Annotated in this window: 24 protein-coding genes; 2 read left to right on the forward strand and 22 right to left on the reverse strand. The window is 42.3% G+C overall.

From position 1 onward, the window contains the following. Positions 1 to 18: 18 nt before the first annotated feature. Positions 19 to 840 (forward strand): hypothetical protein, encoded by an 822-nt coding sequence (locus LI112_RS10660; protein ID WP_227190688.1) that lies wholly within the window; start codon positions 19 to 21, stop codon positions 838 to 840. A gap of 37 nt (positions 841 to 877) precedes the next feature. Here the strand turns inward: LI112_RS10660 and LI112_RS10665 are convergent, their stop codons facing one another. The 12 genes from LI112_RS10665 to LI112_RS10720 form a co-directional block, all read right to left on the reverse strand. Then, on the reverse strand, positions 878 to 1,438 hold the full coding sequence (locus LI112_RS10665) for a chromate transporter (protein WP_118236042.1): 561 nt from the start codon (positions 1,436 to 1,438) through the stop codon (positions 878 to 880). Beyond that, a complete protein-coding gene (locus LI112_RS10670) occupies positions 1,435 to 2,013 on the reverse strand; it encodes a chromate transporter (RefSeq protein ID WP_118393291.1) in 579 nt (192 codons plus the stop codon). Before LI112_RS10670 ends, LI112_RS10665 begins: the two co-directional genes overlap by 4 nt. A 476-nt stretch (positions 2,014 to 2,489) precedes the next feature. After that, complete coding sequence (locus LI112_RS10675; protein WP_227190689.1) at positions 2,490 to 3,377, reverse strand: ABC transporter permease; 888 nt, start codon at positions 3,375 to 3,377, stop codon at positions 2,490 to 2,492. After that, positions 3,374 to 4,378: an ABC transporter permease gene (locus tag LI112_RS10680; RefSeq protein WP_055066513.1), complete on the reverse strand. Its 1,005-nt coding sequence runs from the start codon at positions 4,376 to 4,378 to the stop codon at positions 3,374 to 3,376. Before LI112_RS10680 ends, LI112_RS10675 begins: the two co-directional genes overlap by 4 nt. After that, entirely contained in the window at positions 4,378 to 5,289 is a 912-nt protein-coding gene (locus tag LI112_RS10685; RefSeq protein ID WP_044925672.1) for an ABC transporter ATP-binding protein, read from the reverse strand. The genes LI112_RS10680 and LI112_RS10685 overlap by 1 nt, the downstream gene beginning before the upstream one ends. Beyond that, positions 5,282 to 6,295 (reverse strand): ABC transporter ATP-binding protein, encoded by a 1,014-nt coding sequence (locus tag LI112_RS10690; protein WP_005424880.1) that lies wholly within the window; start codon positions 6,293 to 6,295, stop codon positions 5,282 to 5,284. Before LI112_RS10690 ends, LI112_RS10685 begins: the two co-directional genes overlap by 8 nt. Before the next feature lie 74 nt (positions 6,296 to 6,369). Next, positions 6,370 to 7,911 (reverse strand): ABC transporter substrate-binding protein, encoded by a 1,542-nt coding sequence (locus LI112_RS10695; RefSeq protein WP_005424878.1) that lies wholly within the window; start codon positions 7,909 to 7,911, stop codon positions 6,370 to 6,372. A 173-nt stretch (positions 7,912 to 8,084) separates the two neighbouring features. Next, positions 8,085 to 9,299 (reverse strand): carboxynorspermidine decarboxylase, encoded by a 1,215-nt coding sequence (locus LI112_RS10700; RefSeq protein ID WP_005424874.1) that lies wholly within the window; start codon positions 9,297 to 9,299, stop codon positions 8,085 to 8,087. Further along, positions 9,299 to 10,558, reverse strand: a complete 1,260-nt coding sequence (locus LI112_RS10705; protein ID WP_005424872.1) for a saccharopine dehydrogenase family protein — start codon at positions 10,556 to 10,558, stop codon at positions 9,299 to 9,301. Before LI112_RS10705 ends, LI112_RS10700 begins: the two co-directional genes overlap by 1 nt. Positions 10,559 to 10,605: 47 nt before the next feature. Further along, on the reverse strand, positions 10,606 to 11,463 hold the full coding sequence (gene speB, locus LI112_RS10710; protein ID WP_005424870.1) for an agmatinase: 858 nt from the start codon (positions 11,461 to 11,463) through the stop codon (positions 10,606 to 10,608). A gap of 3 nt (positions 11,464 to 11,466) precedes the next feature. Further along, entirely contained in the window at positions 11,467 to 12,321 is an 855-nt protein-coding gene (gene speE, locus LI112_RS10715) for a polyamine aminopropyltransferase (protein WP_044925671.1), read from the reverse strand. Positions 12,322 to 12,323: 2 nt separating this feature from the next. Further along, positions 12,324 to 13,796, reverse strand: a complete 1,473-nt coding sequence (locus tag LI112_RS10720) for an aminotransferase class I/II-fold pyridoxal phosphate-dependent enzyme (protein WP_005424862.1) — start codon at positions 13,794 to 13,796, stop codon at positions 12,324 to 12,326. Between the two features lie 500 nt (positions 13,797 to 14,296). On the opposite strand from LI112_RS10720, the gene LI112_RS10725 reads away from it, so the two are divergent. Next, positions 14,297 to 15,658: an MATE family efflux transporter gene (locus LI112_RS10725; protein ID WP_044925669.1), complete on the forward strand. Its 1,362-nt coding sequence runs from the start codon at positions 14,297 to 14,299 to the stop codon at positions 15,656 to 15,658. On the opposite strand, the gene LI112_RS10730 is transcribed toward LI112_RS10725, so the two are convergent. From LI112_RS10730 to LI112_RS10775, 10 genes are all read right to left on the reverse strand, one after another. Continuing rightward, complete coding sequence (locus LI112_RS10730; protein ID WP_173898538.1) at positions 15,639 to 16,994, reverse strand: MATE family efflux transporter; 1,356 nt, start codon at positions 16,992 to 16,994, stop codon at positions 15,639 to 15,641. The two genes, LI112_RS10725 and LI112_RS10730, sit on opposite strands and share 20 nt — an antisense overlap. Continuing rightward, the gene (locus LI112_RS10735; protein WP_173898536.1) at positions 16,981 to 17,436 is read right to left on the reverse strand and encodes a MarR family winged helix-turn-helix transcriptional regulator; all 456 of its coding nucleotides are present in this window, start codon (positions 17,434 to 17,436) and stop codon (positions 16,981 to 16,983) included. The genes LI112_RS10730 and LI112_RS10735 overlap by 14 nt, the downstream gene beginning before the upstream one ends. Before the next feature lie 480 nt (positions 17,437 to 17,916). Continuing rightward, positions 17,917 to 18,804: a putative ABC transporter permease gene (locus tag LI112_RS10740; protein ID WP_022388930.1), complete on the reverse strand. Its 888-nt coding sequence runs from the start codon at positions 18,802 to 18,804 to the stop codon at positions 17,917 to 17,919. 96 nt (positions 18,805 to 18,900) lie between these two features. Further along, positions 18,901 to 19,602, reverse strand: a complete 702-nt coding sequence (locus tag LI112_RS10745; protein ID WP_055055936.1) for a response regulator — start codon at positions 19,600 to 19,602, stop codon at positions 18,901 to 18,903. After that, positions 19,595 to 21,349 carry a DUF4118 domain-containing protein gene (locus tag LI112_RS10750; RefSeq protein WP_022387925.1) on the reverse strand — a complete coding sequence of 585 codons (1,755 nt, stop codon included), beginning with the start codon at positions 21,347 to 21,349 and terminating at the stop codon, positions 19,595 to 19,597. The genes LI112_RS10745 and LI112_RS10750 overlap by 8 nt, the downstream gene beginning before the upstream one ends. A 20-nt stretch (positions 21,350 to 21,369) precedes the next feature. Continuing rightward, positions 21,370 to 22,017 (reverse strand): TrkA family potassium uptake protein, encoded by a 648-nt coding sequence (locus LI112_RS10755; RefSeq protein WP_022387926.1) that lies wholly within the window; start codon positions 22,015 to 22,017, stop codon positions 21,370 to 21,372. 14 nt (positions 22,018 to 22,031) lie between these two features. Continuing rightward, positions 22,032 to 23,369 carry a TrkH family potassium uptake protein gene (locus tag LI112_RS10760; protein WP_055066235.1) on the reverse strand — a complete coding sequence of 446 codons (1,338 nt, stop codon included), beginning with the start codon at positions 23,367 to 23,369 and terminating at the stop codon, positions 22,032 to 22,034. A gap of 142 nt (positions 23,370 to 23,511) precedes the next feature. Continuing rightward, complete coding sequence (locus LI112_RS10765; protein ID WP_227190691.1) at positions 23,512 to 24,372, reverse strand: 4Fe-4S binding protein; 861 nt, start codon at positions 24,370 to 24,372, stop codon at positions 23,512 to 23,514. Next, a complete protein-coding gene (locus LI112_RS10770) occupies positions 24,365 to 24,517 on the reverse strand; it encodes a CD1871A family CXXC motif-containing protein (protein ID WP_117593229.1) in 153 nt (50 codons plus the stop codon). The genes LI112_RS10765 and LI112_RS10770 overlap by 8 nt, the downstream gene beginning before the upstream one ends. Before the next feature lie 51 nt (positions 24,518 to 24,568). Further along, positions 24,569 to 25,729, reverse strand: coding sequence for a TlpA disulfide reductase family protein (locus LI112_RS10775; protein WP_227190692.1), 1,161 nt, complete (start codon positions 25,727 to 25,729; stop codon positions 24,569 to 24,571). Between the last annotated feature and the right edge of the window lie 140 nt (positions 25,730 to 25,869).

Below are 25,869 nucleotides of genomic sequence, written 5' to 3' on the forward strand. Positions count from 1 at the left end.
GATGCAGCCACAGGAACTGTGACACAGTGTGCATTCGGCGGCGGTATTTTCAATACAAGCTGGCAGGACATCCTCAGCGGTCTCGGATGGGGACTCGGATACTTCGGTATGCCACATATCCTGGTTCGTTTCATGTCCATTGAAAAACCTTCCATGATTAAAAAATCTTCGATTGTTGCGATCGTATGGGTAATCATTTCATTATTTTCCGCTGTAATGATCGCTTATTTCGGAAGAATGGTCATGGGTGCTGAACTGCTTACTCAGGGAAATCAGAAGCTCGTCTTCATTGCAATGGCACGTAGATTCTTCCCGACTGGTATCTGCGGACTGCTGCTGGCTGCAATTATTGCTGCCTCTATTTCTACAGCAGACTCCCAGTTATTAGTTGCCTCCAGTTCCTTCACTGCTGACCTGTACAAGCCTTTCTTCCGCAAAAAAGCAACCGAGAAAGAGACTCTGTTCGTAGGACGTGTACTTGTTCTCCCACTGATTGCTTTTGCAATTGCTAATTCCAAGGGCAGCGGTGCACAGGCTATCATGGATATGGTCGAAAATGCATGGGGTGCCTTTGGTGCCTCCTTCGGACCTACCATCCTGCTGTCTCTGTTCTGGAAACGATTTAATTATCAGGGTGCTGTAGCCGATGTCATCTCCGGATTTGTAATCGATCTGGGCTGGCTGTTAACTGGTATGACCGCTTCCACGGGTATCTTTGAAATTGTTCCGGGATTCTTTGGAAGCCTTGTAGTAGCTATTATTGTTGCAAAACTTACTTCTGCACCAAATGAAAAAGCGGTTGCCATTTTTGAACAGGGCACCAGCACAAACGCTGACTGAATTCACAGATTCAAGAATGCCTTTTGGCATTCTTGAATCATTTTTTTATTAGTGAAAGACCCAGTTTCATAATCCCCGCCAAAACCATAACCCCTATGGGATTCTTCTTAAATTTTTGCAAAAGTATAAAACATATCACAAAAATTATCACCAGGCTCCAATTTGTATTTATCAACTTAATAACTGCATTCCCCCAGAATGCGGTTATTAAAATTGATATACCTGCTGAAGCGATCATCGCTATGACTGCCGGTCTTAAAGCATTCAATATTCCCTGCAGCATTCCCATCTTTCTATACTTCAAATATACTTTCGCAATGATTATAACGACCACACAGGATGGCAGGATACATCCACCTGTAGCTACAACTGCTCCCGGAATCCCAGCAACTTTGATTCCAACAAAAGTCGCAGCATTAATTGAGATTGGACCCGGAGTCATCTGAGAGATTGTGACCAGATCTGTAAATTCTGATATATCCAGCCAGTGATGAATCGTCACCACCTGTTCCTGTATCAGCGGCATTGCCGCATATCCACCCCCAAAGCTGAACATTCCCACCTGCAAAAAACTTACAAACAAATATAAATAGATCATTTCTCTCCTCCCTTCTTTGAAAGGAAAGTTCGGATCACGCCGATCATTCCACAGGCAATGATTATATATACAACATTGATGTTAAATATACAGGACCCGGCAAATGCTCCGGCCATGATCAGTAAAGAAATCCTGTCTTTTTCCTGCACAATCCCCGCACCCATTTCATAAACCACAGATGCGATCACCGCTCCAACACCTGCCTGCATTCCTTCAAGTATCTGACTGATAATATAGCTGTCCCTAAATGAATGATATCCGACTGATATCACCGAAATGATCAGGAACGGCGGAATGATCGTTCCCAGGATTGCAGTCATAGCCCCCAAAATCCCCGCCAGTTTATAGCCAACAACAATTGCACCATTTACTGCAATCGGCCCTGGTGAAGATTGGGCAATTGCAACCAGATCCAGCATTTCATTCTCGTCAATCCAATGATAATCATCCACAAATTTCTTTTTCATCAGCGTCACGATCACATAACCGCCGCCAAATGTAAATGTGCTGAGATATAAACATGAAAAAAACAGCTTTCGTAATACATCTCCTTTGCCCTTAGCTTCTTCTTTCATTTTGCATCCTCCACTATTCTACTCCCACTATTACAGATGTATTTTTATCATCTAATGCATCTTAATTTTCTTTTTTTCAGTTATCACAGATACATTTAGGACACTAATATATCTTCTCTTTATGTAATTCTATATCCGAGGATACTTTTTTACAACCGATTACATCTTCAATTTACATTTATTTAGACTTTAAGATACTATTAAACTTATTATCACATATAAATTCATCTTGACTAATATAATTCTCGATTTAAAGATACCTTCTTACAATAAAATTCATCCGCAATAACCTAAAATCACTATTGTAGATACTTTCTCCCAATAAATTGTATCTGCAACACCAGAAAAATTGCCATTGTAGATACTTTCTTCCTATAGATTTCCCATAAAGCCCGAAAAAATGCTTTTGTTTGTATGTTAAACCACAACAAGACCGCCAATGGCGGTCTCGTGTTTTCTTACTCAATATTTTCTTATCAGAAATTACTCTCTTTTCTGTTTGTCTGCTCTCTGCAGACATTTCCTATATTTGTCAGGCAAAGTACTGTTGCGATCAGGAAAAGTCCCGGGATCAGGATGATCCACCAGGATCCTGTCATCAGTGCTTTATCTGACAGAGACAGCATACTTCCCCAGGTTATAACTTCTATTGGAAGACCAATTCCCATAAAGCTCAATGTAGCCTCAGAGATCATTGCAGTTCTTACATTCATGACTACCATAAACATGATCGATGAGAAGAAGTTTGGTACCAGATGCTTCCACAAAACACGGAAGAACCCTGCTCCCATACATTTTGCTGCGATGATGTACTCGCTGTTTCGAATCTGTCGAACCTCGGTACGTACTACTTTTGCAATACTGGTCCAGCTGGTCACGCCGATTACAAACGACAGGCTGAGGATGTTCGCATTTCCCAGGATAGCCTGCAGTAAAATGATCAGAAGCAGTGTTGGTATACTCAAAAAAACTTCTGTAAATCGCATGATCATTTCATCAAGCCACGCCGGTGCCACACCACTGAAGGCGCCAACTACCACCGCAATAAACGTAGAGATTACCGTGGCCAGGCCACCGATCAGAATTGAAATTCTTCCCCCATACCAGATCATGGAAAAGATATCTCTTCCCATGGTATCTGTTCCAAAAAGGAACTCCGCATTTGGAGCCTTATTATAATTAAGAAGATCCATATAAGCAGGATCCTTTGTCATGATCAGTTCTGCTCCCAGACAGCCCAGGATGATAAGAATCAATATTACTGCTGAAACAACTGGTTTACCTTCGTACCACTTTTTCTTTGATTTTGAAATTACAGTTTCTGTTTTTCTGATTCCTGCCAGTTCAAATGAATGATTCGTCATCCTTCCACCACCTCCGATTTCTCGGTTATCACTTCATCCTTCATACGAGGATCAATCTGTTCATTGATAGTCTGACTGACGATATTACAGAAAATAACCAGGATTCCTGACATCATACAAAGCAGCATCAGCAGATTGTAATCACGGTATCTGGCGCTCTCATAAGACAGAGCTCCTATTCCAGGATACGAAAATACACTTTCTACAACATAAGTTCCGCCAAGTACATGCGGAACTGCAATAGCCATGATGCTTAAGTAAGCAGGCATTACGTTTCGAACACAGTGTCTGAACATAAGCTTTTTCTTATCCAGTCCCTTGGCCTTCGCCAAAAGCACGTAATCCGCACGAACCTCTTCAAGAATCTTATTTCGGATCATATAAGCGTAGTACCACAGATGCTCCAGAACTACGATCGTCAATGGCATGATCAGATGAATCACCCTGTCTCCGACATCTCCTGCCTTTCCGGTACTGTATGCGCCACTGCTTGGCAGGATCTTGAGATTTACAGAGAAGATAAGGATCAGCACCAACGCCATCCAGAATTCCGGGATACAGCTGGATATCGTACCCAGTTTACATAAAATCCGGTCTGCCAGCCGGTTTTCGTACCAGGCACACAGGATTCCCAGAAGCAATGCTCCCGCGAACATAATGACAAATCCGATTCCTCCCAGCAAAAGCGTATTGCCAATACGACCGCCAATTACTTCCAATACATCCTGTTTGTATTTAAATGAAATACCAAATTCTCCATGAAAAGCATTTTTTACCCATTTCACATACTGCACAGAAATTGGCTCGTTCAGTCCCAGTTTTTCCATCGCCCATTCACGTTCTTCCGGGCTCATCTTTTCTGTACGGTCACCATAATAGGAAATCAGAGGATCTCCCGGTGCCAGACGTGCTACATAAAACACTGCAACAGACAGAATAAATACTGAAATCAGGAATATCAGACATTTTTTACCATAGTAGACTAACTTTTTTTGTCTCATTATATGCTGCACCCCTTTCCATCAGCCGGGAGCATTGCAAAATGTCCTGGTGACACTTCTGTCCACACACTGTTTTCCATTCCTTCGCCATCATAATACTGAAGGACTCTTTTTCTTTCTCTGATCGGGTCCGGCACAGGAATTGCAGACAGCAGTGTTTTTGTATAAGGGTGCACCGGATTGGAATACAATTCCTCCGACGGTGCCAGTTCTACCAGTTTTCCATGATACATTACCCCAACACGGTCACAGAGATATTCAACCATAGCCAGGTCGTGAGCAATAAACAAGAATGTAAATCCGTGCTCCTCCTGCAGATGGCGGAACAGGTTCACGATCTGTGCCTGTATGGAAACATCCAGAGAAGCGATTGGTTCATCCGCTACCAGAAATTCCGGCTCCATACATAAGGATCTGGCTATTGCCACGCGCTGTCTCTGACCGCCGGACAATTCGGATGGATAACGATCCAGAAAACTGTTCTCAAGTCCTACATATTCCATCTGAAAGGCTGCTTCTTTTATATAGCTTCCTCGAGGTGGTGTAATATGCTGGATTCTCATTGGTTCCGTAATAATATCTGACACCTTCATCTTCTGATTCAGACTGGAGGCAGAATCCTGAAAGATCATCTGTCGTCTGGTCTGAAGCATTTTTTTATTCTTTCTGAATTCTTTTTTGTCACAGATATTTACATCTTTGTACCAGATTTCTCCCTGCGCCGGCTGATAGATATTCATCAGACATCTGGCTACGGTAGATTTTCCGGAACCGGATTCTCCTACCAGCCCAAAGATCTCACCTTTATGAATCTGGAAAGAGACATCATCCACAGCCTTTACTTTGATCTTTTTCGTCAGATGAAACTGCTGGCTCAGATGCCTGACATCTAATAATACTTCTTTACTCACTGCACTGTCCTCCCATAGGTGATTTGATCTGTGGTGCCCTTGGGTCCAACAGCCAGGTTGCCGCATAATGCGTGTCTGTGATCTTAAACATAGGCGGCATTTCTTCATAATCAATGTTCAGCGCATATTCATTTCGACATGCAAAAGCATCCCCTTTAGGTGGATTGATCAATGTAGGCGGCATTCCAGGAATCGTGTACAGGCTTTCTTTTCCTTTTGCAAATGCCGGAAGTGATCTCATCAGGCCCCAGGTATATGGATGCTGCGGATCATAATAGACTTCCTCCGCTGTGCCAATCTCCACGATCTTGCCAGCATACATTACCGCTACCCTGTCCGCAACACGGGCAACTACTCCCAGATCATGGGATACCAGTATGGTGGCTGTTCCAAACTTCATCTGGATTTCGCGCAGAAGATCCAGAATCTGTGCCTGAATGGTCACATCCAGTGCCGTGGTCGGCTCATCGGCGAATAAAATATCCGGATCTGCTGCCAGAGCAATCGCCATAACGCATCTCTGACGCATTCCGCCGGAGAACTGCCACGGATACTGATGATAACGTTCCTTTGGATGCGAAATACCAACCAGTTCCATAAGCTCCAGAACCTTTTGGTTTACCTGTTCTTTTGTATAGTTCTTATTATGTATCAACACTGCTTCCGCAATCTGTTTTCCAATTTTAATCGTTGGATTCAGGGAAGTCATAGGATCCTGAAAGATCATGGAAAAAATTCTTCCACGAAGCTTCTGCATCTCTTTTTCCCGATAACAGGTAATATCCTGCCCCTTTACATGGATACTGCCCTCTTTTATCTTGGCCCTTGGCGGCAAAAGCTTCATGATACTTTTGCAAAGTACACTCTTTCCGCATCCGGATTCTCCAACTATAGCCAGCACTTCTCCCTTTTTTAACGAAAAAGAGACATCTCTTACCGCCTGGACCTCTCCCGAAGGACCATCTATGCTGACTGAAAGATTTTTGACCTCTAATAAATGTTCCATTTTCAACCCTTTTTCCGCTCGTGTAAAAAGGGGGCACTCCGCGTGCCCCCGTCACAACCCTTATCTCGTTTTATTCATTCAATAGTCCAGTCTGCAACATTCCAGAAAATACCAACTCCGTGATGTCCCATAATGGTATCAGGATCGATCCCCTTAATATTGCTGTCTGCAACATAGTTTGCATCAATATAGCAGATCATCGCATAAGCCGGATCCTCTGCAAGAGCTTTCTGGAAATTAGCATAAGCTTCTTTACGAACCTCCGGATCATCGGACTGTCTTGCTTCTGTCAGATATTTGTCAACTTCCTCGTTAGAGTAGCTGGAGTAGTTTGCTCCCTTATCTGTTCCGAATACTTTATATGTATGATCGTCAGCATCAAACGGGCTTCCCCATCCGATCAGGAATGCCATCTGTCCTGCCCAGTCTGTCTGTGCCGGGATTTCTACAGATACATCCATACCGATTTCCCTCAGTTCCTGTGCTGCGATCTGAGCCATGTCAATACGTACCTGGTCTCCGGCACTTACACTGATCACAAAACCTACTTTTTCGCCGTCGCGGTAGTAGAATCCATCATCACCCATTTCACATCCGGCAGCTTCAAGGATTTCTTTTGATTTTTCCGGATTGTAATCATAGTGCTCAACATCTTCACAGTTGTAGGTATTTCTCTGAAGAGGACCATAAGCAGGCATTCCCTGTCCCAGGATAACTGCGTCGATGATTGCCTGACGGTCAAGTCCGTAGCATACTGCCGGGATCAGGTCACGGTTTTTCTGCCAGTATTCGTTTCCAAAGTTAAACATGATTCCACGATAATCAGCAGTCTTCATATCATAACATGTATAAGCATCGTCTCCGGCAAAAGCTGCTGCATCCTTTGGAGTTAAAAGAGCCAGATCCAGTTCTCCGGATTTTAACTGAAGAGCTTTTGCATTGTCATCTGGTACGATCTTAAATACGATTTTATCGATAGAAGGCTCACCTTTGAAGTAATCATCATTTTTAGCAAGTGTGATAGCCTGTCCTTCATCCCAGGATTCAATTTTGTATGGGCCAGTTCCAACCGGGTTACGGAAGAAATCAGATGTCTGCATATCCTCTCCCTCAAGCAGATGCTTAGGAAGAACTGCCATTGTCATATAGTCAAGAAATGCAACGTTTTTGTCCTCGAGTTTGAATTCAACTGTATGGTCATCAACCACGTTGATCTCTTCTACGTCTTCGTAGTTTGGTGCATTCTCAGAACCATTTTCCGGATCCATGATAGCTTCGATCGTAAATTTAACATCGTCTGCTGTAACAGGTTCGCCATCCTGCCATTTAGCATCTTCTGCCATGTGGAATGTGTAGGTATTTGTTGCATCATCAAATTTCCAGCTTTCTGCCAGTCCCGGAACTACCTGATTGTCTCCGTCATGTGCAGTTAATCCATTAAAGATCAGAATATTGATCTCGCCATGTTCGTCCATGGCCGGGTTGATTCTGGTATAATCTCCGCTTCCGTATACCAGTGTTGTTTCTTCATCTGCCAGTACAGGCACTGTGGTTCCGGCGCTGACCAGTGATACAGTCAGAAGCATTCCGGCAATTGTTAAAATCCCCTTTTTCATTATCTGTTCCCTCGCTTTTTATTTGGTAACTTAACTTACTCAATGATACCAAAACGGTCTGGCATCCATAAGCCCTGTAGGGGGATATTGATGTATTCCTATTTATGACGTACATATTCCATTTCAACATATTTAATCCGATGATATGCTCTCGACATAAAAAAAGGAAGCCGTTATTCACGACTTCCAAGTCTTTCCTTAAAATCCATATAACCAAACTCTGTAAGCTGCTGCATCGTATTGTCAGCATGTCTGAGCCAGATATTCGGCAATGACATTCCGTTAAAGGTGTTATTTTTACATGTAGTATAGATGGCCATGTCTCCAAACATCAGAAGATCTCCATATTCCGGAAGCTGTCGGAATTTATACTCTCCGATCACATCTCCTGACAGGCAGGTCGACCCTCCAAGGCGAACAGTGATTCCACCCTCTTCTGTCTCATCTGTTCCCAAAAGTGGCGGAAGATAAGGCATTTCCAGTACATCCGGCATGTGACAGGCTGCGCTGGCATCCACGATTGCAATCTGTGTCTCTCCGTTTTTCAGAACATCCAACACGCTGGTCAGCAAGAATCCTGCATTTAATGCCCACGCTTCTCCGGGCTCAAGATAAACCTCTGCCTTCCATTCCTCTTGTACCATCCGGATACAACGTTCCAGTCTTTCAATATCGTAACCTGGTCTTGTGATATGGTGGCCGCCGCCAAAATTGATCCACTTTACTCTGGAAGCGAGATCACCAAAATGCTTCTTTACTGAAACAAGAGTTGTCTCCAGATCATCGGAATCCTGCTCGCAGAGAGTATGGAAGTGAAGGCCATCGAGTAAATCCAAAAGTTCCGGATTTTTCTGAAATGCTTCATCCCACTGTGCTCTTGTCGTACCCATACGGCTTCCCGGAGCACAGGGATCATAGATATCATGTCCTTCCTGAGTAGAACATTCCGGATTGATCCGCAATCCGACGCTCTTTCCTGCTACTTTTGCCTTTGCACCAAAACGAAGGAGCTGCGATGGTGAATTAAACACGATATGATCCGCATATTGAAGAAGTTCTTCAAAATCATCGGCCCGGTAGCCTGCACAGAATACATGAACCTCTTTTCCCGGCATTTCCTCTGCTCCGAGTCGTGCCTCAAACAGTCCGCTGGCCTCCGTACCTGCAAGATACGGCTCAAAAAAACGATAGCAGTCATAATTGCTGAATGCTTTCTGTGCCAGGAGCATCTTACAGCCTGTTCGCTCAGACACTTCACCGAGCAGTTTTGCATTTTTTATGAGTGCTTTTTCATCTAGGATGTAGCAGGGTGTTTTTAGATTCTGGAATTCCGGCGGGATCATTCCGCCGGTGGCTGTAAACGGAGCTCTTTTATCCAACCCTTCCATCAGTCTACCAGCTTTGGATCGTGGCTTTCGCTGCGTGGCAGACCATAACGGTCAAGTGCATCCAGGAACGGATCTGGATCAAATTCTTCTACAGTATACACACCTGGTCTGATCCATTTTCCGGTCAGCATCATAAGTGCTCCGCACATTGCCGGAACACCTGTTGTATAGCTGATTGCCTGGCTTCCTACTTCGTGGTAGCATTCCTGATGATCACATACATTGTAGATATAGTAGGTTTTTTCTTTTCCATCTTTTACACCTGTAAAGATACATCCAATATTTGTTTTTCCTTTTGTACGTGGTCCAAGGCTTGCAGGATCCGGAAGCAGTGCTTTCAAAAACTGGATCGGAACGATTTCCTGTCCATTGTACTGAATCGGTGTTGTGGAAAGCATTCCTACATCTTCAAGGCAACGCATATGATCCAGATAACTCTGTCCAAAAGTCATGAAGAAACGAATACGTTTTACACCCGGGATTGTTTTTGCAAGAGACTCAATCTCCTCATGGTGGAGCAGATACATATCCTTGTCTCCAACCTGGTCAAAGTTATATTCTCTCTTGATATCCATCGGCGGGATTTCTACCCAGTGTCCGTTTTCCCAGTAACTTCCCGGTGCACTTACTTCACGAAGATTGATCTCCGGGTTAAAGTTTGTTGCAAATGCATATCCATGATCACCGCCGTTGCAGTCCAGGATATCGATGGTATCAATCTGATCAAATTCATGCTTTAATGCATAGGCACAGTAAGCCTGTGTAACACCCGGGTCAAATCCACATCCAAGAAGTGCTGTAAGTCCTGCATCTTCGAATTTTTTACGGTATGCCCACTGCCAGGAATAATCAAAGTATGCGGAAAATCCTTCTTCTTTGCAGCGTTTTTCATAGATGGCACGCCACTCCGGATCATCGGTATCTTCCGGCTCATAGTTTGCTGTATCCATATAGTTTACACCACATGCCAGACATGCATCCATGATCGTCAGGTCCTGATAAGGAAGTGCGATGTTCATTACCAGATCTGGTTTGTAGCTGTTGATCAGTTCGATCAGCTGATCCACATCATCTGCATCCACCTTAGCTGTAGTAAGAACGGTTTTTGTCTTTCCTTTCAGTTTTTCTACAAGTGCATCACATTTTTCCTTTGTACGGCTTGCAATACACATTTCTGTGAATACCTCATCAACCTGGCAGCATTTCTGAATTGCCACACTGGCTACTCCTCCGCAGCCGATCACTAATACTCTACTCATAATTTTTCTCCTTTTTTATGTTGATATATTACTGTTTTCTATTAATATTATTTTGCAATTGCCAGAAGCAGTTCACGAAGAACCTTGCAGGCTGTTGCAGTTGAAACACCACTCACATCCAGCATAGGAGCCAGTTCATTGACATCTGCTCCTACCACGTTCGTCTGAGAAACAATGCGGATTGCTTTAAGAAGCTCTAAAAAGCTCACGCCGCCTGCCTCCGGAGTCCCTGTTCCCGGAAATACTGACGGGTCCATACAATCCAGATCAATCGTAAAATACACCGGAACCTGTTTCTCTTTCAGCTCTCTGACTGTTTCTTCCAGTCCTTCAAAAGTAAACGGATGAAAATCTGTGTGTCTGGAAGCAAACTGAAATTCTTCTCTCTCTCCACTTCGGATACAGAACTGATGGATATGGCCGTCTCCCACAATTTCATGGCATCTTCGAAGAACACAGGCGTGACTTAATTTTGCTCCGAGATAATCATCTCTCAGATCTGCATGAGCATCAAAATGAATAATATGAAGATCCGGATATTTTGCAGCTGCGGCACGCACTGCTCCCAATGTTACCAGATGTTCTCCTCCCAGAAGCAGTGGGAATTTTCCTGCTTTCAAAATTTCTTCTGCTCTCTTTTGAATGTCTGAAAGTGCTATTTCACTGCTTCCAAAGCAAAGCTCCAGATCTCCGCTGTCAAATACGCTGATGTCTATAAGGTCTTTATCCTGATACGGACTGTAGGTCTCCAGGCCAAAACTCTCATGGCGCATGGCTGATGGACCAAAGCGGGCACCCGGACGAAAACTTGTTGTAGAATCAAACGGCGCACCATAAAGAACAATGGATGCTTCCTCAAAACTGCTTTCGCAGCCGATAAAAGTTTCTATATTAGGTAAGATCATAAATTAATCCTCCACTTCTTTCAGCATGTCTTCCAGAAAAGCCGGAAGATAAAATGCCCCTTTATGGAGTCTGGTCGTATAGTAACGTGTACGGAGATTTAATGCATTCCATGCCTCTGCATCCAGGTCATCCACCGGATGATATTTTTTACTTGCAAATCCGAACAGCCAGTAACCTGCAGCAAAGGTTGGGATATGTGCCTGGTAAACACGGCTGATCTGGAAGGTGCTGGCAATCCTTTTATGACTGCGCTGCATGGCATGTGCATCTTCTGCGTAGAACGGGCTTCCCTGCTGGTTTACCATAATCCCGTCATCCTTCAGTGCATTGTAACAGTTTCCATAAAATTCACGGGTAAACAATCCTTCAGACGGACCAAACGGGTCAGAAGAATCCACGATGATCAGATCATATTTTGCTTCGCACCTTCGGATAAATCTCAGCGCATTTTCATAATGAAGATGTACTCTTCGGTCATCCAGTCTGCAGGCATTTCCCGGAAGATAGGCACGACAGGCCTCAACAACCATCGGGTCCATTTCTACCAGATCAATGTGACGTACTCTGTCATATCTGGTCAGTTCACGGACAACGCCGCCATCTCCGGCACCGATCACCAGAATATCTTTTGCTTCTTTATGGACCGACATCGGCACATGCGTGATCATCTCATCATAAATAAATTCGTCACGCTCTGTCAGCATTACATTTCCATCCAGAGTCAGAACACGACCAAATTCCGGTGTCTCAAAAATATCAATTCTCTGATACTCACTCTGTCTGGAATAAAGCTGGCGGTTTACCCGGATACTGTGTTTCACATCCGGTGTATGAAATTCTGAAAACCACATTTCCATTGTCATTCCCTCCCTGTCAGAACATTCAGTCTCAAAATATCTGGATCTTCCGGTCCTGTCATATTACAGCCCTTTGCTTTGGCATACTCAATATAATCCAGGATCTCTGCTGTGATACGTTCTCCCGGTGCTAGAATCGGAATTCCAGGCGGGTAGCACATTACAAATTCACTGCAGACCTTACCCTCGGTTTCACGAAGCGGCAGGCTGCATTTGTCCGCATAAAAAGCATCCTGCGGGCTGGTCACTACCTGTGGATCAATATATTCCTGGCTCAGAAGTCCTGAACCATCTGTCTGAAAACGTCTGCGTATCTCTGCGAGCGCGCTCACAAGCCGCTCTACTTCCTGCGCACGGTCTCCAATGGAAAGATACGCAAGAATATTACCGATATCTCCAAACTCTATCTGAATATCATATTCGTCACGCAGAATATCGTACACTTCGATTCCAGCAAGTCCGATATCCAGCGTATGTACACTCAGTTTCGTTATATCAAAATCAAAAACGGAATCTCCGTTTACCAGTTCTTTGCCAAACGCATAATAACCGCCGATCGCATTGATTTCCTCTCTGGCGTATTCTGCCATATCGGCTACCTGGTGAAAAATCTGACGGCCGCGCTGTGCAAGGTTTCTTCTTGAAATATCAAGGCTTGACATAAGAAGATAGCTTCCTGAGGTCGTCTGTGTCAAGTTGATGATCTGGCGCACATATCCTGCGTGTACGTCCGGACCAGTAAGAAGAAGGCTTGACTGTGTAAGACTTCCTCCACTCTTATGCATGGACACAGCTGCCATATCTGCACCTGCTGCCATGGCAGAAACCGGAAGACCTCCTCCAAAATAAAAATGCGTTCCATGTGCCTCATCTGCCAGGCAAAGCATTCCTGCATCATGGGCCATCTTGACGATTGCACGCAGATCACTGCATATTCCATAATAAGTCGGATTGTTTACCAGTACTGCAACTGCCTTTGGATGTTCTTTTATTGCTTTCTCCACTTGTTCCCTTTTCATTCCAAGGGAAATTCCGAGCCGCTGATCCACCTCCGGGTTTACATAAACAGGAATCGCACCGCATAAAACAAGTGCATTCAAAACACTCCTGTGGACATTACGAGGCAGTATAATCTCATCTCCACGTTTGCAGGCAGTCAGGACCATCGTCTGTACGGAACTTGTCGTGCCTCCTACCATCAAGAATGCATGTGCTGCTCCAAAAGCATCTGCTGCCAGTTCTTCTGCCTCCCGTATTACTGATACCGGATGGCAGAGATTATCCAGTGGCTTCATACTGTTAACATCGACACCTACACATTTTTGTCCCAGAAATTCTGTCAGTTCCGGATTGCCTCTTCCTCGTTTATGGCCAGGTACATCAAATGGTACAACCCTCATACGACGGAAAGTCTCCAGAGCTTCATGTATTGGTGCATGATTCTGGTTTAATTTAAAACGACTTCCTTTCATCATTCCTCCAATTCCAGTTTCCTTTGTATCAACCCTTAATCTACATTCCACAGACTGAATAAAAAAAGCAGGTCAGGGCACTAAGCCACAAACCTGCGTTTGATCTATATCCGCATGCGTATCAGAGTCTATATAGCAATCATACTTTTACTACTCTTATTGATCGTTTCACAAGTCTGCGCTTTGGGCGCATCTCGGTTATCAAAGGAACCTACTTATAAAATTTGAGCTTTTAACTCAATCAATAAGGTAACCAAAGTTACCATAATCGGCAGTGGACCCGGCTGTCCGTATGGCCTTAACCCTGATGGGTGGTCCAAAACAATTGCTTTGAAAAGACTCTGTCTGTTACTCTGCATCTTCGTCTCTCAAAATCGAATTTATCATAACACGTAAAAAAAACGCTGTCAATGATTACTTAATTCACCACTTCACTGCGTTTTACATATATTTAATAAAATGCTATACTCAGTTACAATAATAACTCTAAGGACATGAATAAAATGAAAAGAATTGACTTTGAAAACGGAAGCGTGACCGGAAATATTTTAGGTGCAACTCTGCCCATGCTAGTCGCTCAGATTTTAAATTTATTGTATAACATCGTTGACCGTGTCTATATCGCACGAATCCCCAAAGTAGGAACTACTGCACTTGGCGCAGTAGGACTTTGTTTTCCCATCATCGTGATCATCACGGCCTTCTCTAATCTGTTCGGAAGTGGCGGTGCGCCGCTGTTCTCCATTTACAGAGGAAAAAAACAGGAAAACACTGCCGTCCAGATCATGGATACTTCTTTTTCCATGCTCTGCATCTGCGGTGTTTTCCTGATGCTCATCGGCTTTCTGTTTGCCCGTCCAATCCTGGTCGTATTCGGTGCTTCTTCGAATGCCCTTACTTATGCTTATCCTTATATAATGATCTACCTGATTGGAACCTTGCCGTCTATGATCTCCATCGGAATGAATCCTTTTATCAACGCCCAGGGTTATTCAACTATCGGTATGCTTTCTGTTGCCATCGGAGCTGTTGCAAACCTTCTGCTGGATCCTTTGTTTATCTTTGTCCTTGGTTTTGGAGTACAGGGAGCTGCGATTGCCACCATACTCTCTCAGACTTTATCCGCAGCTTTTGTACTGTTTTTCCTTACCAGAAAATCAGAATTAAGAGTCCGTCTTCTCAGGAAAAATGAAGTTCCGCAATGTACCGGTTACGCCAAAGATATTGTAAGTCTTGGCTCTGCCGGATTTATCATGCAGCTGACAAACAGCCTGGTAACGATCTGCTGCAACAATGTACTATCTGTTACCGGAGGAGATATCTATATCTCTGTTATGACTATCGTCTCCAGTGTACGCCAGCTGGTAGAGACACCTCTTCATGCCATAAACGAGGGAGCCTCTCCGATTCTGAGCTATAATTATGGTGCATGTCGTCCAAAGCACGTACGCAAAGCCGGTGCTATACTGTCGGTCATGGTTCTCGTCTATACCGCTGTTACATGGAGTATGATCATTTTGATCCCGGAGTTTTTGATCCGAATCTTCAGCTCCGATACCGTGCTGCTGAAAGATGCAGTGATCGCATTAAAACAGTATTTCGCTGCATTTATTTTTATGGATCTGCAGTATATCGGACAGACTGTATTTAAGTCTCTGAATAAGAAGAAATTTGCAATCTTCTTCTCTCTGCTCCGCAAGGTATTCATTGTAGTTCCGCTTACTTACCTGATGCCATATGCCCTGCACATGGGAACCAAAGGCGTGTTCCTGGCAGAACCTGTGTCAAATGTGATCGGCGGAAGCATCTGCTTTGTGACCATGCTCTGTACTGTACTGCCCGAACTTAAGAAGATGGAGAAGTAACTGCTTTTTCTTTGCGATTCAGATAAATAAAGAATCCCACATTCAAAATAATTCCTGTCACAGTTGCCACCGGTGCAGCCAGACCAATCTTGGTCAGGCTTGCATTTGGCTGGATACTCATATAGTATGCCAACGGCAGTCGAACCAGAAGTGTCTGGACCAGTCCCTGGATCATAACCCAGACGGTCTTATTATTTCCATTGAAATAACCAATCATACTGAACAGAATTGCAGTTACGATTGTCTCCGGTGCAAAACCTTTCAGATAATCAAAGGCATTCTGGATAACTGAGGCATCGGTTGAGAAAATACCTGCGACTACATCCCCTTTAAACATCACAAGCACAAATACCAGGCATCCAACCACCAGTCCCACTCCGATTCCGGTAAACATAGACTGTTTTGCACGTTTTTTCTTTCCTGCACCTACATTTTGGGATACAAAGGACGCCATGGACTGCATCAGTGAACTTGGTACGAGCATTGCAAAGTTAACGATCTTGCAGGCCACCCCATATCCAGAAGAGGCTTCCAGACCAAGTCGGTTGACAAAGGCACAGAGTGCCAGGAAGGAAAGCTGAGTCAGGAACTCCTGCAATGCAAGTGGCAAACCAATCTGAAGAAATCTCTTACATTGTGGGTTCAGTCTGAAATCACTTTTTTTGATCGTAAACGGCAGATTTTTTTTGATAAGAAGAAGCACGGCAAATACAACGCTGAGCGCCTGTGCTGTAACCGTTGCAATTGCAGCGCCTGCTGCATCCATATGAAATCCGGCTACCAGAACCATATCTCCGATTACATTTACGATACATGCAACCAGTACAAAAAGCAGCGGTGACTTACTGTCTCCCAGCCCACGAAAAATTGCTGACAGCAGATTATAAGCTACAATGAAAAAGATTCCGCCACCGCAGATCCGTACATAACTGGAGGTAAGATCAACTGCCTCAGTCGGTGCCTGCATCAGTACAGAAATCGGACGTGCGAAGCACACCATTACAAAAAACAATGCTATGGAGATGATCGTAAATACAACAACGCCGCCACCTATGACAGCTCCAATTTTTTCCGGTCTTTTTTCACCAAGATAACGGGCGATCAGGACCGTAATTCCCATTGCAAACTGAACTACTACAAAGGTTACCAGGTTCAGCACCTGGCTTCCGGTGGAAACTGCTGAAAGCCCTGATGTGGAACCAAATCTACCTACGACCAGGAGGTCAACTGCACCATACGCAGCCTGCAGGATCAAGGCTCCAAGAACCGGCATCATAAATGCAACCAGTTTTTTCAGGATGCTTCCCTGTGTAAAATCTGCTTTATCGTTTGTCATATTCTTTTCTCCTCTCGCACATAATCTGATAGAACTTTTCAATCGTACGGATCATACAATCCGCATCTTCCTCAGAAATGTCACCAAGAGAACAAGCCAGTTCACTGAAATAGTCCTGATCATATTTCCGGGACAGTTTCTTTCCTTCTTCGGTGATGGATATGTATGTGACACGTCCATCCTCCTTGGATGCAAACTTATGAAGATAGCCCTTCGCTTCCATCTCTTTTACGGTTCTGGTCACTCCCGGGCGCGGCAGATTCATTGCATCACTGATATCCGAAATCTTTACCTGAACTCCCTGCTTTTCCAGTTTCTGGATCGTATCCATATACTGAATATAAGACGGCATGACTCCCTGCGGAAGTGGAGGAAGTAATTCCCGTATTCGTTTTGCCTGATAACATGCATCAAGCATTCTCTTAACTTTTTCGTTTGTCATAAAAAGCTCCTATATAGTTATCTTTGATAATTACCATTGTTAATTATATAGGAGTTGGAGAAATTGTCAAGCTCTCTCTTTCGCTGTAACAAAAAACAGAACTCTGCATTACTGCCGGGTTCTGCTTTTTTCTGAATATGAATATGTTGACAAAGAAGAACATGATGCAAAACTGCTTTTCAGTGGTAAACTTCTCAAAGAATATCATGTGAACAAAGATACTGGCGAAATAGAAGAAATACAGTAAAAACAAAAGCCTTGACCACGAAACAAATGGTTAAGGCTTTTCTTTATACTATCGTAATACTAAACTTACGGCGTGATATGGTGTGATAGACCGAGTTAGGGAAAGTTGAAATCCCCAAAAGGTAATACGGGTATCACTTATGGAGAGTTATGGAGAGATAGGGCGAGTGCCTGTTAATCTTTCTATAATACAACTATGTTGTTTCGTTTTCTTATCATAAAACTGTTTTTATTTTATTTCAGTTTTTTCTTCAATTCCTGAATCAGCTCAAAGTAATCTCTGTGTTTCATCTCAGGGAAAGCTTTAAGAAGTCGTCCCTGACCGAATACAGTATGATTTGTGATGGAACTGGATAACTCGTCAAACTGTGCCTGAAGTTCTGCTTTTTTCATACGGAGCATTTCAACAGTTTTTTCTTTCTGGGCAGCTGTCGTCTCAAGCAGTTCGGCTTTTGCAAGTGCTGCCTGAACTTTTCCTTCTCCAACCTTCTGCGCTGTATCAATCGTAGTCGTTGCCAGTGTATCACTAAGCTTATCACTCACAATTCTCAGATCTGAGCTGACTTTATCCAATCTGGTAAGTTTCTTATTCAATCCACGGATAACTGCTACTGTTACAATAAAGTCTGTCAGATACACTGCATATAAGATTGCTATCACAACCCACTCCCAGGTTGCCGGTGTATGAGACACCTGATTTTCTACATATTTCTGAAAAACCTTTACTACCATAACGATTGCAAGGCCCCAGATCAGAGAGAACTCCAGGCAGATATATCCATGAAAATTCAACGGTTTATCTGAATAATCCCACCATCTTGCATGGAAACACACATCAAGCAGCCATCCTGCGATCAACTCAACCGCTGTAGCAAGAACAAATCCAAATACAAAGATCATTCCTTCACTCATCTGATGTCCACCACTTTGAATCGTATTAAGCAGGGCAAAAACAGAGAGCACACCAAAGCCATATACCGGGCAGACCGGTCCGTTCAGAAATCCTCTGTTTATTACTTTTCCAAGCGCAACTGCATGAAAAATAACTTCAACTACCCATCCTCCAAAAGAATAGACCAGGAAATACAGGCATATCTGAAAATATGTCATTCCACAAATCACTGCTTATTCCTCCTCTTTCATTTTCAATACAAGTAGCTTCATTATATCAGATAATTCTGTATTTACCTATCTATATCTTAAATAATCAAAGGTTACTTACTCTATCCGCAGCATTCGATACCCAATCCCAATGTGTGTCTGAATATATTGAATTTCATTCTTATCTGATTCAAGTTTTTTACGCAAAGTTGCCATGAAAACTCTAAGAGATGCAACATCATTTTCTGAAGACCTTCCCCATATCTGTTGTGTAATATAAGTATGTGTTAACACCTTACCTACATTACGAGATAATAAGCAAAGAAGTTTGTATTCAATAGGTGTGAGATGTAACTCCTCCCCTCTCATATAAGTACAGCCGGCAGTATAATCAATTTTCAGTTCTCCATTAATAAAAACAGCCGTCTTCTGTATCTCACCAGTCTGAATAACCGCAAGCCGTCTCTGTGTAACACGTATACGTGCAAGCAATTCTTCAACTGAAAAAGGTTTTGTAATATAATCATCCGCACCTGCGTCAAGAGCCTCAATCTTATCAGAATCCTCACTTCTGGCACTGATAACAATAATCGGCATATTGGACCAGGTACGAATTTTTTTTATCACATCTACTCCTTCCATATCCGGAAGCCCCAGATCAAGTAAAATGATATCCGGATTGTGTGAAGATGCTTCCAAAATCGCTTCTCTCCCATTTTCTGCTGTAAGATATTTGTACTCATGTGTTTTTAATGTTGTTACGATCAGATTTCGTATAGGGCGATCGTCTTCTACAATAAGAATTGATGTTTTATTCATTTAGTGTTACCTCACTTAACGGTAATGTAAAAACAAAAATACAGCCATGAGGATAATTATCCTTAAGTGTTAATTCCCCTTCATGTGCTTCAATAATCGAATGGCATAATGCAAGGCCCAGCCCCAAACTACGATGACTGTCAGCAATCGTAGTTTTTCCGGTATAAAACATCTCAAATATATGCGATTTCATTTCATCCGCAATCCCCGGTCCATTATCTTCTACACTTATTTGCGCTCTGCCATCTGTTCTTAATCCACGAATACATATGGTTGAACCTTGCGGTGTATATTTTATCGCATTATCTATCAAATTAACAAGAACCTGAATGATAAGTCGAACATCCATATGTGCGAGAATCAGTTCTTCACATTCCACCTGAATCTTATAAGCATCATGCTTTCGGCTGATATGTCGCAGGGATTCTGCAATAACTTCATCGAGAAGCTGATCTGTGAATTTTATTTTCAATCTTCCATCATTTAATCTTGTGACAGATAACAGATTTTCTACAACACCAATAAGCCATTCTGCATCATCATAAATATCTGTATATATCTGTTGCTTTGTTATATCATCCAAACATCTCTCATTATTCAGCAACATATCAGCATTTCCTGAAATAGAGCAAAGCGGAGTTCTCAGATCATGAGAAATTGCTCGCAAAAGGTCTGCCCGCAGCTGTTCGTTTTTCGCCAGAATAGCATTTTTTTCTTTTTCTATTGCATTTTGTGAATTTTCCATTGCAAGCGCACATTCATTGATCACAGAAAGTAAAATGCTATATTCAAAAGAATCCATTGCATCTTTTTTAACTGGTATTCCAATCACTCCGTAGACACTTTCTCCACTACGGATTGAAAGATACAAACATTTTGCACTGCTAAAATGAGTTGTTGTTACTCCAGCGCGCTGTCCATTCTCATATGCCCATCTTGCAACACACTGTTCTTCAGATGTCAGATATTCTCCATTTCTTTTATTAGTATTATTAAAAAACATCTTTCCTTCTGATAAATCATTATTTTTCACAATATATGCAACAATATCTCGATTCAACAAACGTACCAGCTGCTTACAGGTAACACAAAGAATCTCTTCACTGTTTTTCGCCTGTTGAAGTAATCTGTCCGTATCAAATAAGATCTGTGTACGAAATGCCTGTTGCTCAGATAACCGGGCATGATCTTTTAATTTGGCAGCAAGAGTTCCGGTAAGCACTGAAGATATCAACATTATTAAAAATGTCACCGGATAGCCAACTGCATATGTTTGAAAGGACATTCGTGGCTCCGTAAGAAAAAAACAAAAAAGAACAACACTTAAAAACGATCCCACCAGACCGCAGAGATAACCATCCGTTACAATAGATGTGACCAGCACGCCAAGAATATACACTGTAACAATATTGATATCTGTGAAATGAAGTTTCTGAAAAACCAGACCGATCACCGTACAACCTACAAATATTGAAAATGTCAACAAATAATCTTTTATCGATGGTTTTTCAATATATATGGGATGATGATTTTTCTGTCTTTTTGTCCACGCACTATCTTGAATATTCATATTCACTTTTGTTCTTTCACCTGGTATTCCTTCCAGTATTTTTACTAATTGTACTCCTTCTCTTTCATCAGAAGCTTCTTTTTTACTCTCTTTAAGAAAAACACCAACTTTAGATACTATAAAAAGCCCTATACTGAACATCACAAGTACGATCAATACCAGAACTGTCTTTGCCATTCATTTATCACCTCTTGTCCCTAGATATGAAAGCATTTTTGAATTGCCTTATAATCTCCCAGCACGAGAATCGTACTCCCGGCAATAAGAACCGTATTCGGCGATACCGCTATACTGACTTCTCCCTCATTCTTTACTGCAAGAATATTTATATCATATTTTCTTCTGATATCAAGTCCTCCTACTGTTTTTCCAATCCACTCACGGGGAACTTCAACTTCAAATATTGCATGAGAAGCATCTACTTCCATATAATCAAGAATATGATCGTCTGTATAACGGATAGATGCCCATTTTGCCACTTGTTTTTCAGGATAAACCACTTTGTCTGCACCATTACGTAACAGAAATTTTTCCTGTACATCTCGCTCAGCTCTGGAGATTACCAGTTTTGCTCCCAGTTCTTTTAATAGCGATGTTGTCTCAAGTGAATTCTGAAAGCTTTCACCAATCGTAACAAAACAAATATCAAAATTCCCTATTCCAAGAGATTCCAAAAATTGAGCATCCGTGCTGTCTCCAATTTGAGCATTCGTAACAAAAGGAAGGACTTTATTTACCCGTTCCTCATTAATATCCACTGCCATAATCTCATGCCCCATCTGGTTTAGCTGCATTGCAATATGTTTCCCAAAACGTCCCAGACCAATAAGTAAAATATTTTTCATTTTTTTTACTCCTTTTATCCAACTGTTATTTTTTCTAATGGCATTCTTGCACCATTATTGTTCTTTCCGGAAAATACCGCGTATATTAATGTCATTCCTCCTACTCGACCTAAATACATAAGTGCGATCAATATCAAACGTGATATTATGTGAAGTCCCGGTGTAACTCCTAATGTAAGTCCTACTGTTCCTACTGCGGAAGCTGCTTCATAAAAACAAGTCAGTACCGGCAGGCCTTCATAAACACTGATCGTTATCCCCCCAAAGAAAAGCAGCATAAAATACAGCATCGCTATAGTAGCCGCATTCTTTATTACCTGCCCATCAAATCTTCGTCCAAAAGCGCCTGCGTCTTCACGGTTTCGAAATGTTGCAAACGCATTTAATATCAAAACAGCAAATGTTGTTGTCTTCATACCTCCGGCAGTCGAACTTGGCGATCCTCCTATCAACATAAGAAAGATCATAACTGCTTTCCCCGACTCTGTCATCAATGCCATATCTGCCGTATTAAAACCGGCTGTTCTCGTCGTTATTGACTGAAAAAATGAAAGTAAAGTTCGCTCTTCTCCTGAAAACATTTTAAAATCATTGGTAAAAAAGAAAATCGCCGGCAAACAAATCAGTATCGCTGTAGTCATTAAAATGATTTTACTCTGCATGCGGTAACGTTTAAATTTAAATTTATTTATATAAAAATCTTCCCATGTAAGGAATCCGATACCACCAGTTATGATCAAAAGCATAATAACTATATTCAGCCAGATATTTCTGCTGTATCCGGTCAGCGATACAAAAGTATGGTCTGTTGTACCAAGTATATCAAATCCTGCATTACAAAAGGCTGAGATAGAGTGAAAAACTGACATCCAGATTCCTTTTATTCCAAAATCACGACAAAATACCGGAAGCAATAATACTGCTCCAAGCGCTTCTATCAGAAAGGTGCCTCTCAGAATAAATTTTGTCAGTCGGACAATACCTCCTACTTTTGGTGCCGAAATAGCATCCTGCATCGTACTACGCTGCATGAGCGATATTTTTCGTCCTGACAGCATAAATACTGATACTGCAACGGTTACAACTCCCAAACCTCCAATCTGTATAAGTGCCAAAATAACTGCCTGTCCAAAAACAGACCAGTAACTGCCTGTATCCTGCACAACAAGTCCTGTCACACATACCGCTGAAGTTGATGTAAAAAGTGCCTGATCAAACGGCGTTACAACTCCACTTGCAGATGAAACAGGTAAAGTTAAAATGAGGGCTCCTATAAGGATCACCCCCGCAAAGCCTAAAATAATTAATTGAAATGATGTCAGATGTTTTCTTTTATGTAAATGCTCTGGCATAAATAACTTCTGCTCCTTTTAATAATATAGTTTGCAATGTAACTGTTCAGTACCCTCACAGTTACATTGCATTTATTATATATGCCAGAGTTCAAAGATAGTATAAGATTATCAGACTTGATATTAAGATTTTATAAAGATTTTAATTTCTTTTAATTCCACAATGGATTGCCTGCGTTGGACAGGCTTTTTTGCATCGTCCACAACGAATACACTCTGCACTGTTCGGGTTATCCACCGGGTTCACTTCCATCTGGCATGCTTTTGCACATTTTCCACAGTGGACGCATTTCTCCTGATCTATACGATAGCGAAATACAGATACTTTATTAAATATCGAATAAAAAGCTCCCAGCGGGCAGATATATTTGCAAAATGGTCGATATATCATAATAGCAAGAAGAATCGTGATTACCAAAATCACATTTTTCCAGAGGTAAAGCCATCCCACTGCACTTCGCATGGATTTATTCAGCAGAACCAGAGGAAGACCGCCCTCCAGCGTTCCTGCCGGACAGATCAGTTTGCAGAAATACGGTGCTCCCTGTCCCATGATATCTACCACAAACATTGGCAGAAGAATTACAAATACTATAAAAATGACATATTTCAATTTACGAAGCAGTTTATCTCCACGAAACGTCCGAATCTTCTTTGGAAACGGAATTTTATTCAACAAGTCCTGAATCAGGCCAAATGGACAAAGAAATCCGCAGACCAGTCTGCCAAGCAATGCCCCGACAAAGATCAGAAAGCCCACTACATAATATGCCATTTTAAAGTTCCAGCTTCCGACCACTGCCTGAAGAGAGCCGATCGGGCAAGCTCCTGTCGCTCCTGGACAGGAATAACAGTTCAGTCCAGGAACACAGACATTTTTTAATTTTCCGGTATAGATCTTACCGGTCACAAATCCGGACAGATGGCTGTTTGTCAGCAGTGCCCACAATGCCTGGATTCCATGCCGTGGCCACTCATTTATCTTTAATTTTTTCTTATCCAATTCCAATACACTCCATACAGATATTAATTGCTTTTGTAAAAACCACGGACATCTCACCTCTGTAGATTCCAAAAACCATCAGAAGGATTCCAATAATTGCCAAAACAACTCCTGTCCATTTTGTTTCTATTAATTTTTTTATCATAATCATATTTATCTTTCTTCCAGAATCTGGTATTTCTACTATTCAGCTCTGTTATTTTGAAACATTCGCAAGTTCTTTTTCTACAATTTCTTTCCACTCATCCAGGCTATGGCTTCCGGAATATGTTTCTCCTACAATGTTTCCTTCTTTGTCAACAAAGAATGTTTCAGGGAAAGCAGAGATGCCATTCAGACGTCCATTCATCATTGTTGAATCCGGAATCAGGAAAGGATAGGATGCTTTTGTTTTCTCCTGAAGGACACCGGCTTTTTTCACTGCAGCATCATCCTGTTTGCCATCATCTCCTACTGTATCAAGAACAACACCGACAACGCCAACACCTTTTTCTTTCATCTCTTCATAGAGTTTTTCCAGTTCCGGAATCTCATTGACACATGGAGAACACCAGGTAGTAAAGATATTTACCAGAGTCAGCTCATAGTCACTGAATACTTTTTCTGTATAATCTTTTCCGTCAACACCTTTTGTCTCAAACTTACCTACCGTTGTGGAATCGCCTGCATTGCTGGTATCCTGTGGCTGGTCAAACGCAGAAAGCTGCTGGAATGGTGTCATCTCAGTGAGTGTCACATCAATTTTTTCCACTTCTTTTTTCAGGGATTCATCTGCATCTTTGTTGGTACTCAGATAATACTTGTATTTTCCGTCACTGCTGCTTCCAATTTCTTTATGTTCGGTACAGCCTGTAAGCTCATCCAGCTCTTTCTCAGAATCTTCATCATAAATTCCGATCACTCCAATTTTTGCGAGGCTTTTGCACCAGTCATCATATGCTGTTCCAAGCTTGTCAACCTCGGCCTCTTTCTGCTCCTCGGTCATTTCGCTCCAGCTTATATATGCATATTTGATTGCATCCGCATTGTCATTCCATCCCTCATTAGTGATCATCGCGATGGTCTGCTCTTTAATCTGTTTAAGAAGTTCTTCAGGAAGCTTCATTGTAAGTCCAAGGAATGGATACTCATAAGAATCCTGTGCCTGCACAGTTGTCTCAGATGGTTTAAAAGTACCCTGTATAAAATCAGATGGGATTGCGTCACCATCTGCTGCAGCTGCATCTCCATCAACCACCATTCCCGCCTGATCTGCCGGAACCGCCATTGCTTCTGTACTTTCTGCTGCCATTACGGATACATTTCCAAGGGTAGATACCCCTAATATTGCTGCTGCCATAAGCGCTGTAAATTTCATAAGTTTTCTCCTTTCGATTGGGGACGGTGTTTGCGGCTTTTTGTCTGTCCCCCTGACTCGGTTATTATAGTCGCAATTATAACACCATAGCTATAAAATTTGTGTTAAGAAAACACGAAAATCAAAATTCTTTCGATTTA

The sequence above is a fragment of the Blautia sp. 210820-DFI.6.14 genome (genome assembly GCF_020558815.1).
In the GTDB taxonomy this organism is placed as follows: domain Bacteria; phylum Bacillota; class Clostridia; order Lachnospirales; family Lachnospiraceae; genus Blautia_A; species Blautia_A obeum.

Coding starts and splice junctions, on each gene's coding strand:
- LI112_RS10665 (WP_118236042.1), bottom strand. CDS start 1,438: ATGATCTATTTATATTTGTTTGTAAGTTTTTTGCAGGTGGGAATGTTC.
- LI112_RS10670 (WP_118393291.1), bottom strand. CDS start 2,013: ATGAAAGAAGAAGCTAAGGGCAAAGGAGATGTATTACGAAAGCTGTTT.
- LI112_RS10675 (WP_227190689.1), bottom strand. CDS start 3,377: ATGACGAATCATTCATTTGAACTGGCAGGAATCAGAAAAACAGAAACT.
- LI112_RS10680 (WP_055066513.1), bottom strand. CDS start 4,378: ATGAGACAAAAAAAGTTAGTCTACTATGGTAAAAAATGTCTGATATTC.
- LI112_RS10690 (WP_005424880.1), bottom strand. CDS start 6,295: ATGGAACATTTATTAGAGGTCAAAAATCTTTCAGTCAGCATAGATGGT.
- LI112_RS10695 (WP_005424878.1), bottom strand. CDS start 7,911: ATGAAAAAGGGGATTTTAACAATTGCCGGAATGCTTCTGACTGTATCA.
- LI112_RS10700 (WP_005424874.1), bottom strand. CDS start 9,299: ATGGAAGGGTTGGATAAAAGAGCTCCGTTTACAGCCACCGGCGGAATG.
- LI112_RS10705 (WP_005424872.1), bottom strand. CDS start 10,558: ATGAGTAGAGTATTAGTGATCGGCTGCGGAGGAGTAGCCAGTGTGGCA.
- speB (WP_005424870.1), bottom strand. CDS start 11,463: ATGATCTTACCTAATATAGAAACTTTTATCGGCTGCGAAAGCAGTTTT.
- speE (WP_044925671.1), bottom strand. CDS start 12,321: ATGGAAATGTGGTTTTCAGAATTTCATACACCGGATGTGAAACACAGT.
- LI112_RS10720 (WP_005424862.1), bottom strand. CDS start 13,796: ATGATGAAAGGAAGTCGTTTTAAATTAAACCAGAATCATGCACCAATA.
- LI112_RS10725 (WP_044925669.1), top strand. CDS start 14,297: ATGAAAAGAATTGACTTTGAAAACGGAAGCGTGACCGGAAATATTTTA.
- LI112_RS10730 (WP_173898538.1), bottom strand. CDS start 16,994: ATGACAAACGATAAAGCAGATTTTACACAGGGAAGCATCCTGAAAAAA.
- LI112_RS10735 (WP_173898536.1), bottom strand. CDS start 17,436: ATGACAAACGAAAAAGTTAAGAGAATGCTTGATGCATGTTATCAGGCA.
- LI112_RS10745 (WP_055055936.1), bottom strand. CDS start 19,602: ATGAATAAAACATCAATTCTTATTGTAGAAGACGATCGCCCTATACGA.
- LI112_RS10750 (WP_022387925.1), bottom strand. CDS start 21,349: ATGGCAAAGACAGTTCTGGTATTGATCGTACTTGTGATGTTCAGTATA.
- LI112_RS10755 (WP_022387926.1), bottom strand. CDS start 22,017: ATGAAAAATATTTTACTTATTGGTCTGGGACGTTTTGGGAAACATATT.
- LI112_RS10760 (WP_055066235.1), bottom strand. CDS start 23,369: ATGCCAGAGCATTTACATAAAAGAAAACATCTGACATCATTTCAATTA.
- LI112_RS10770 (WP_117593229.1), bottom strand. CDS start 24,517: ATGATAAAAAAATTAATAGAAACAAAATGGACAGGAGTTGTTTTGGCA.
- LI112_RS10775 (WP_227190692.1), bottom strand. CDS start 25,729: ATGAAATTTACAGCGCTTATGGCAGCAGCAATATTAGGGGTATCTACC.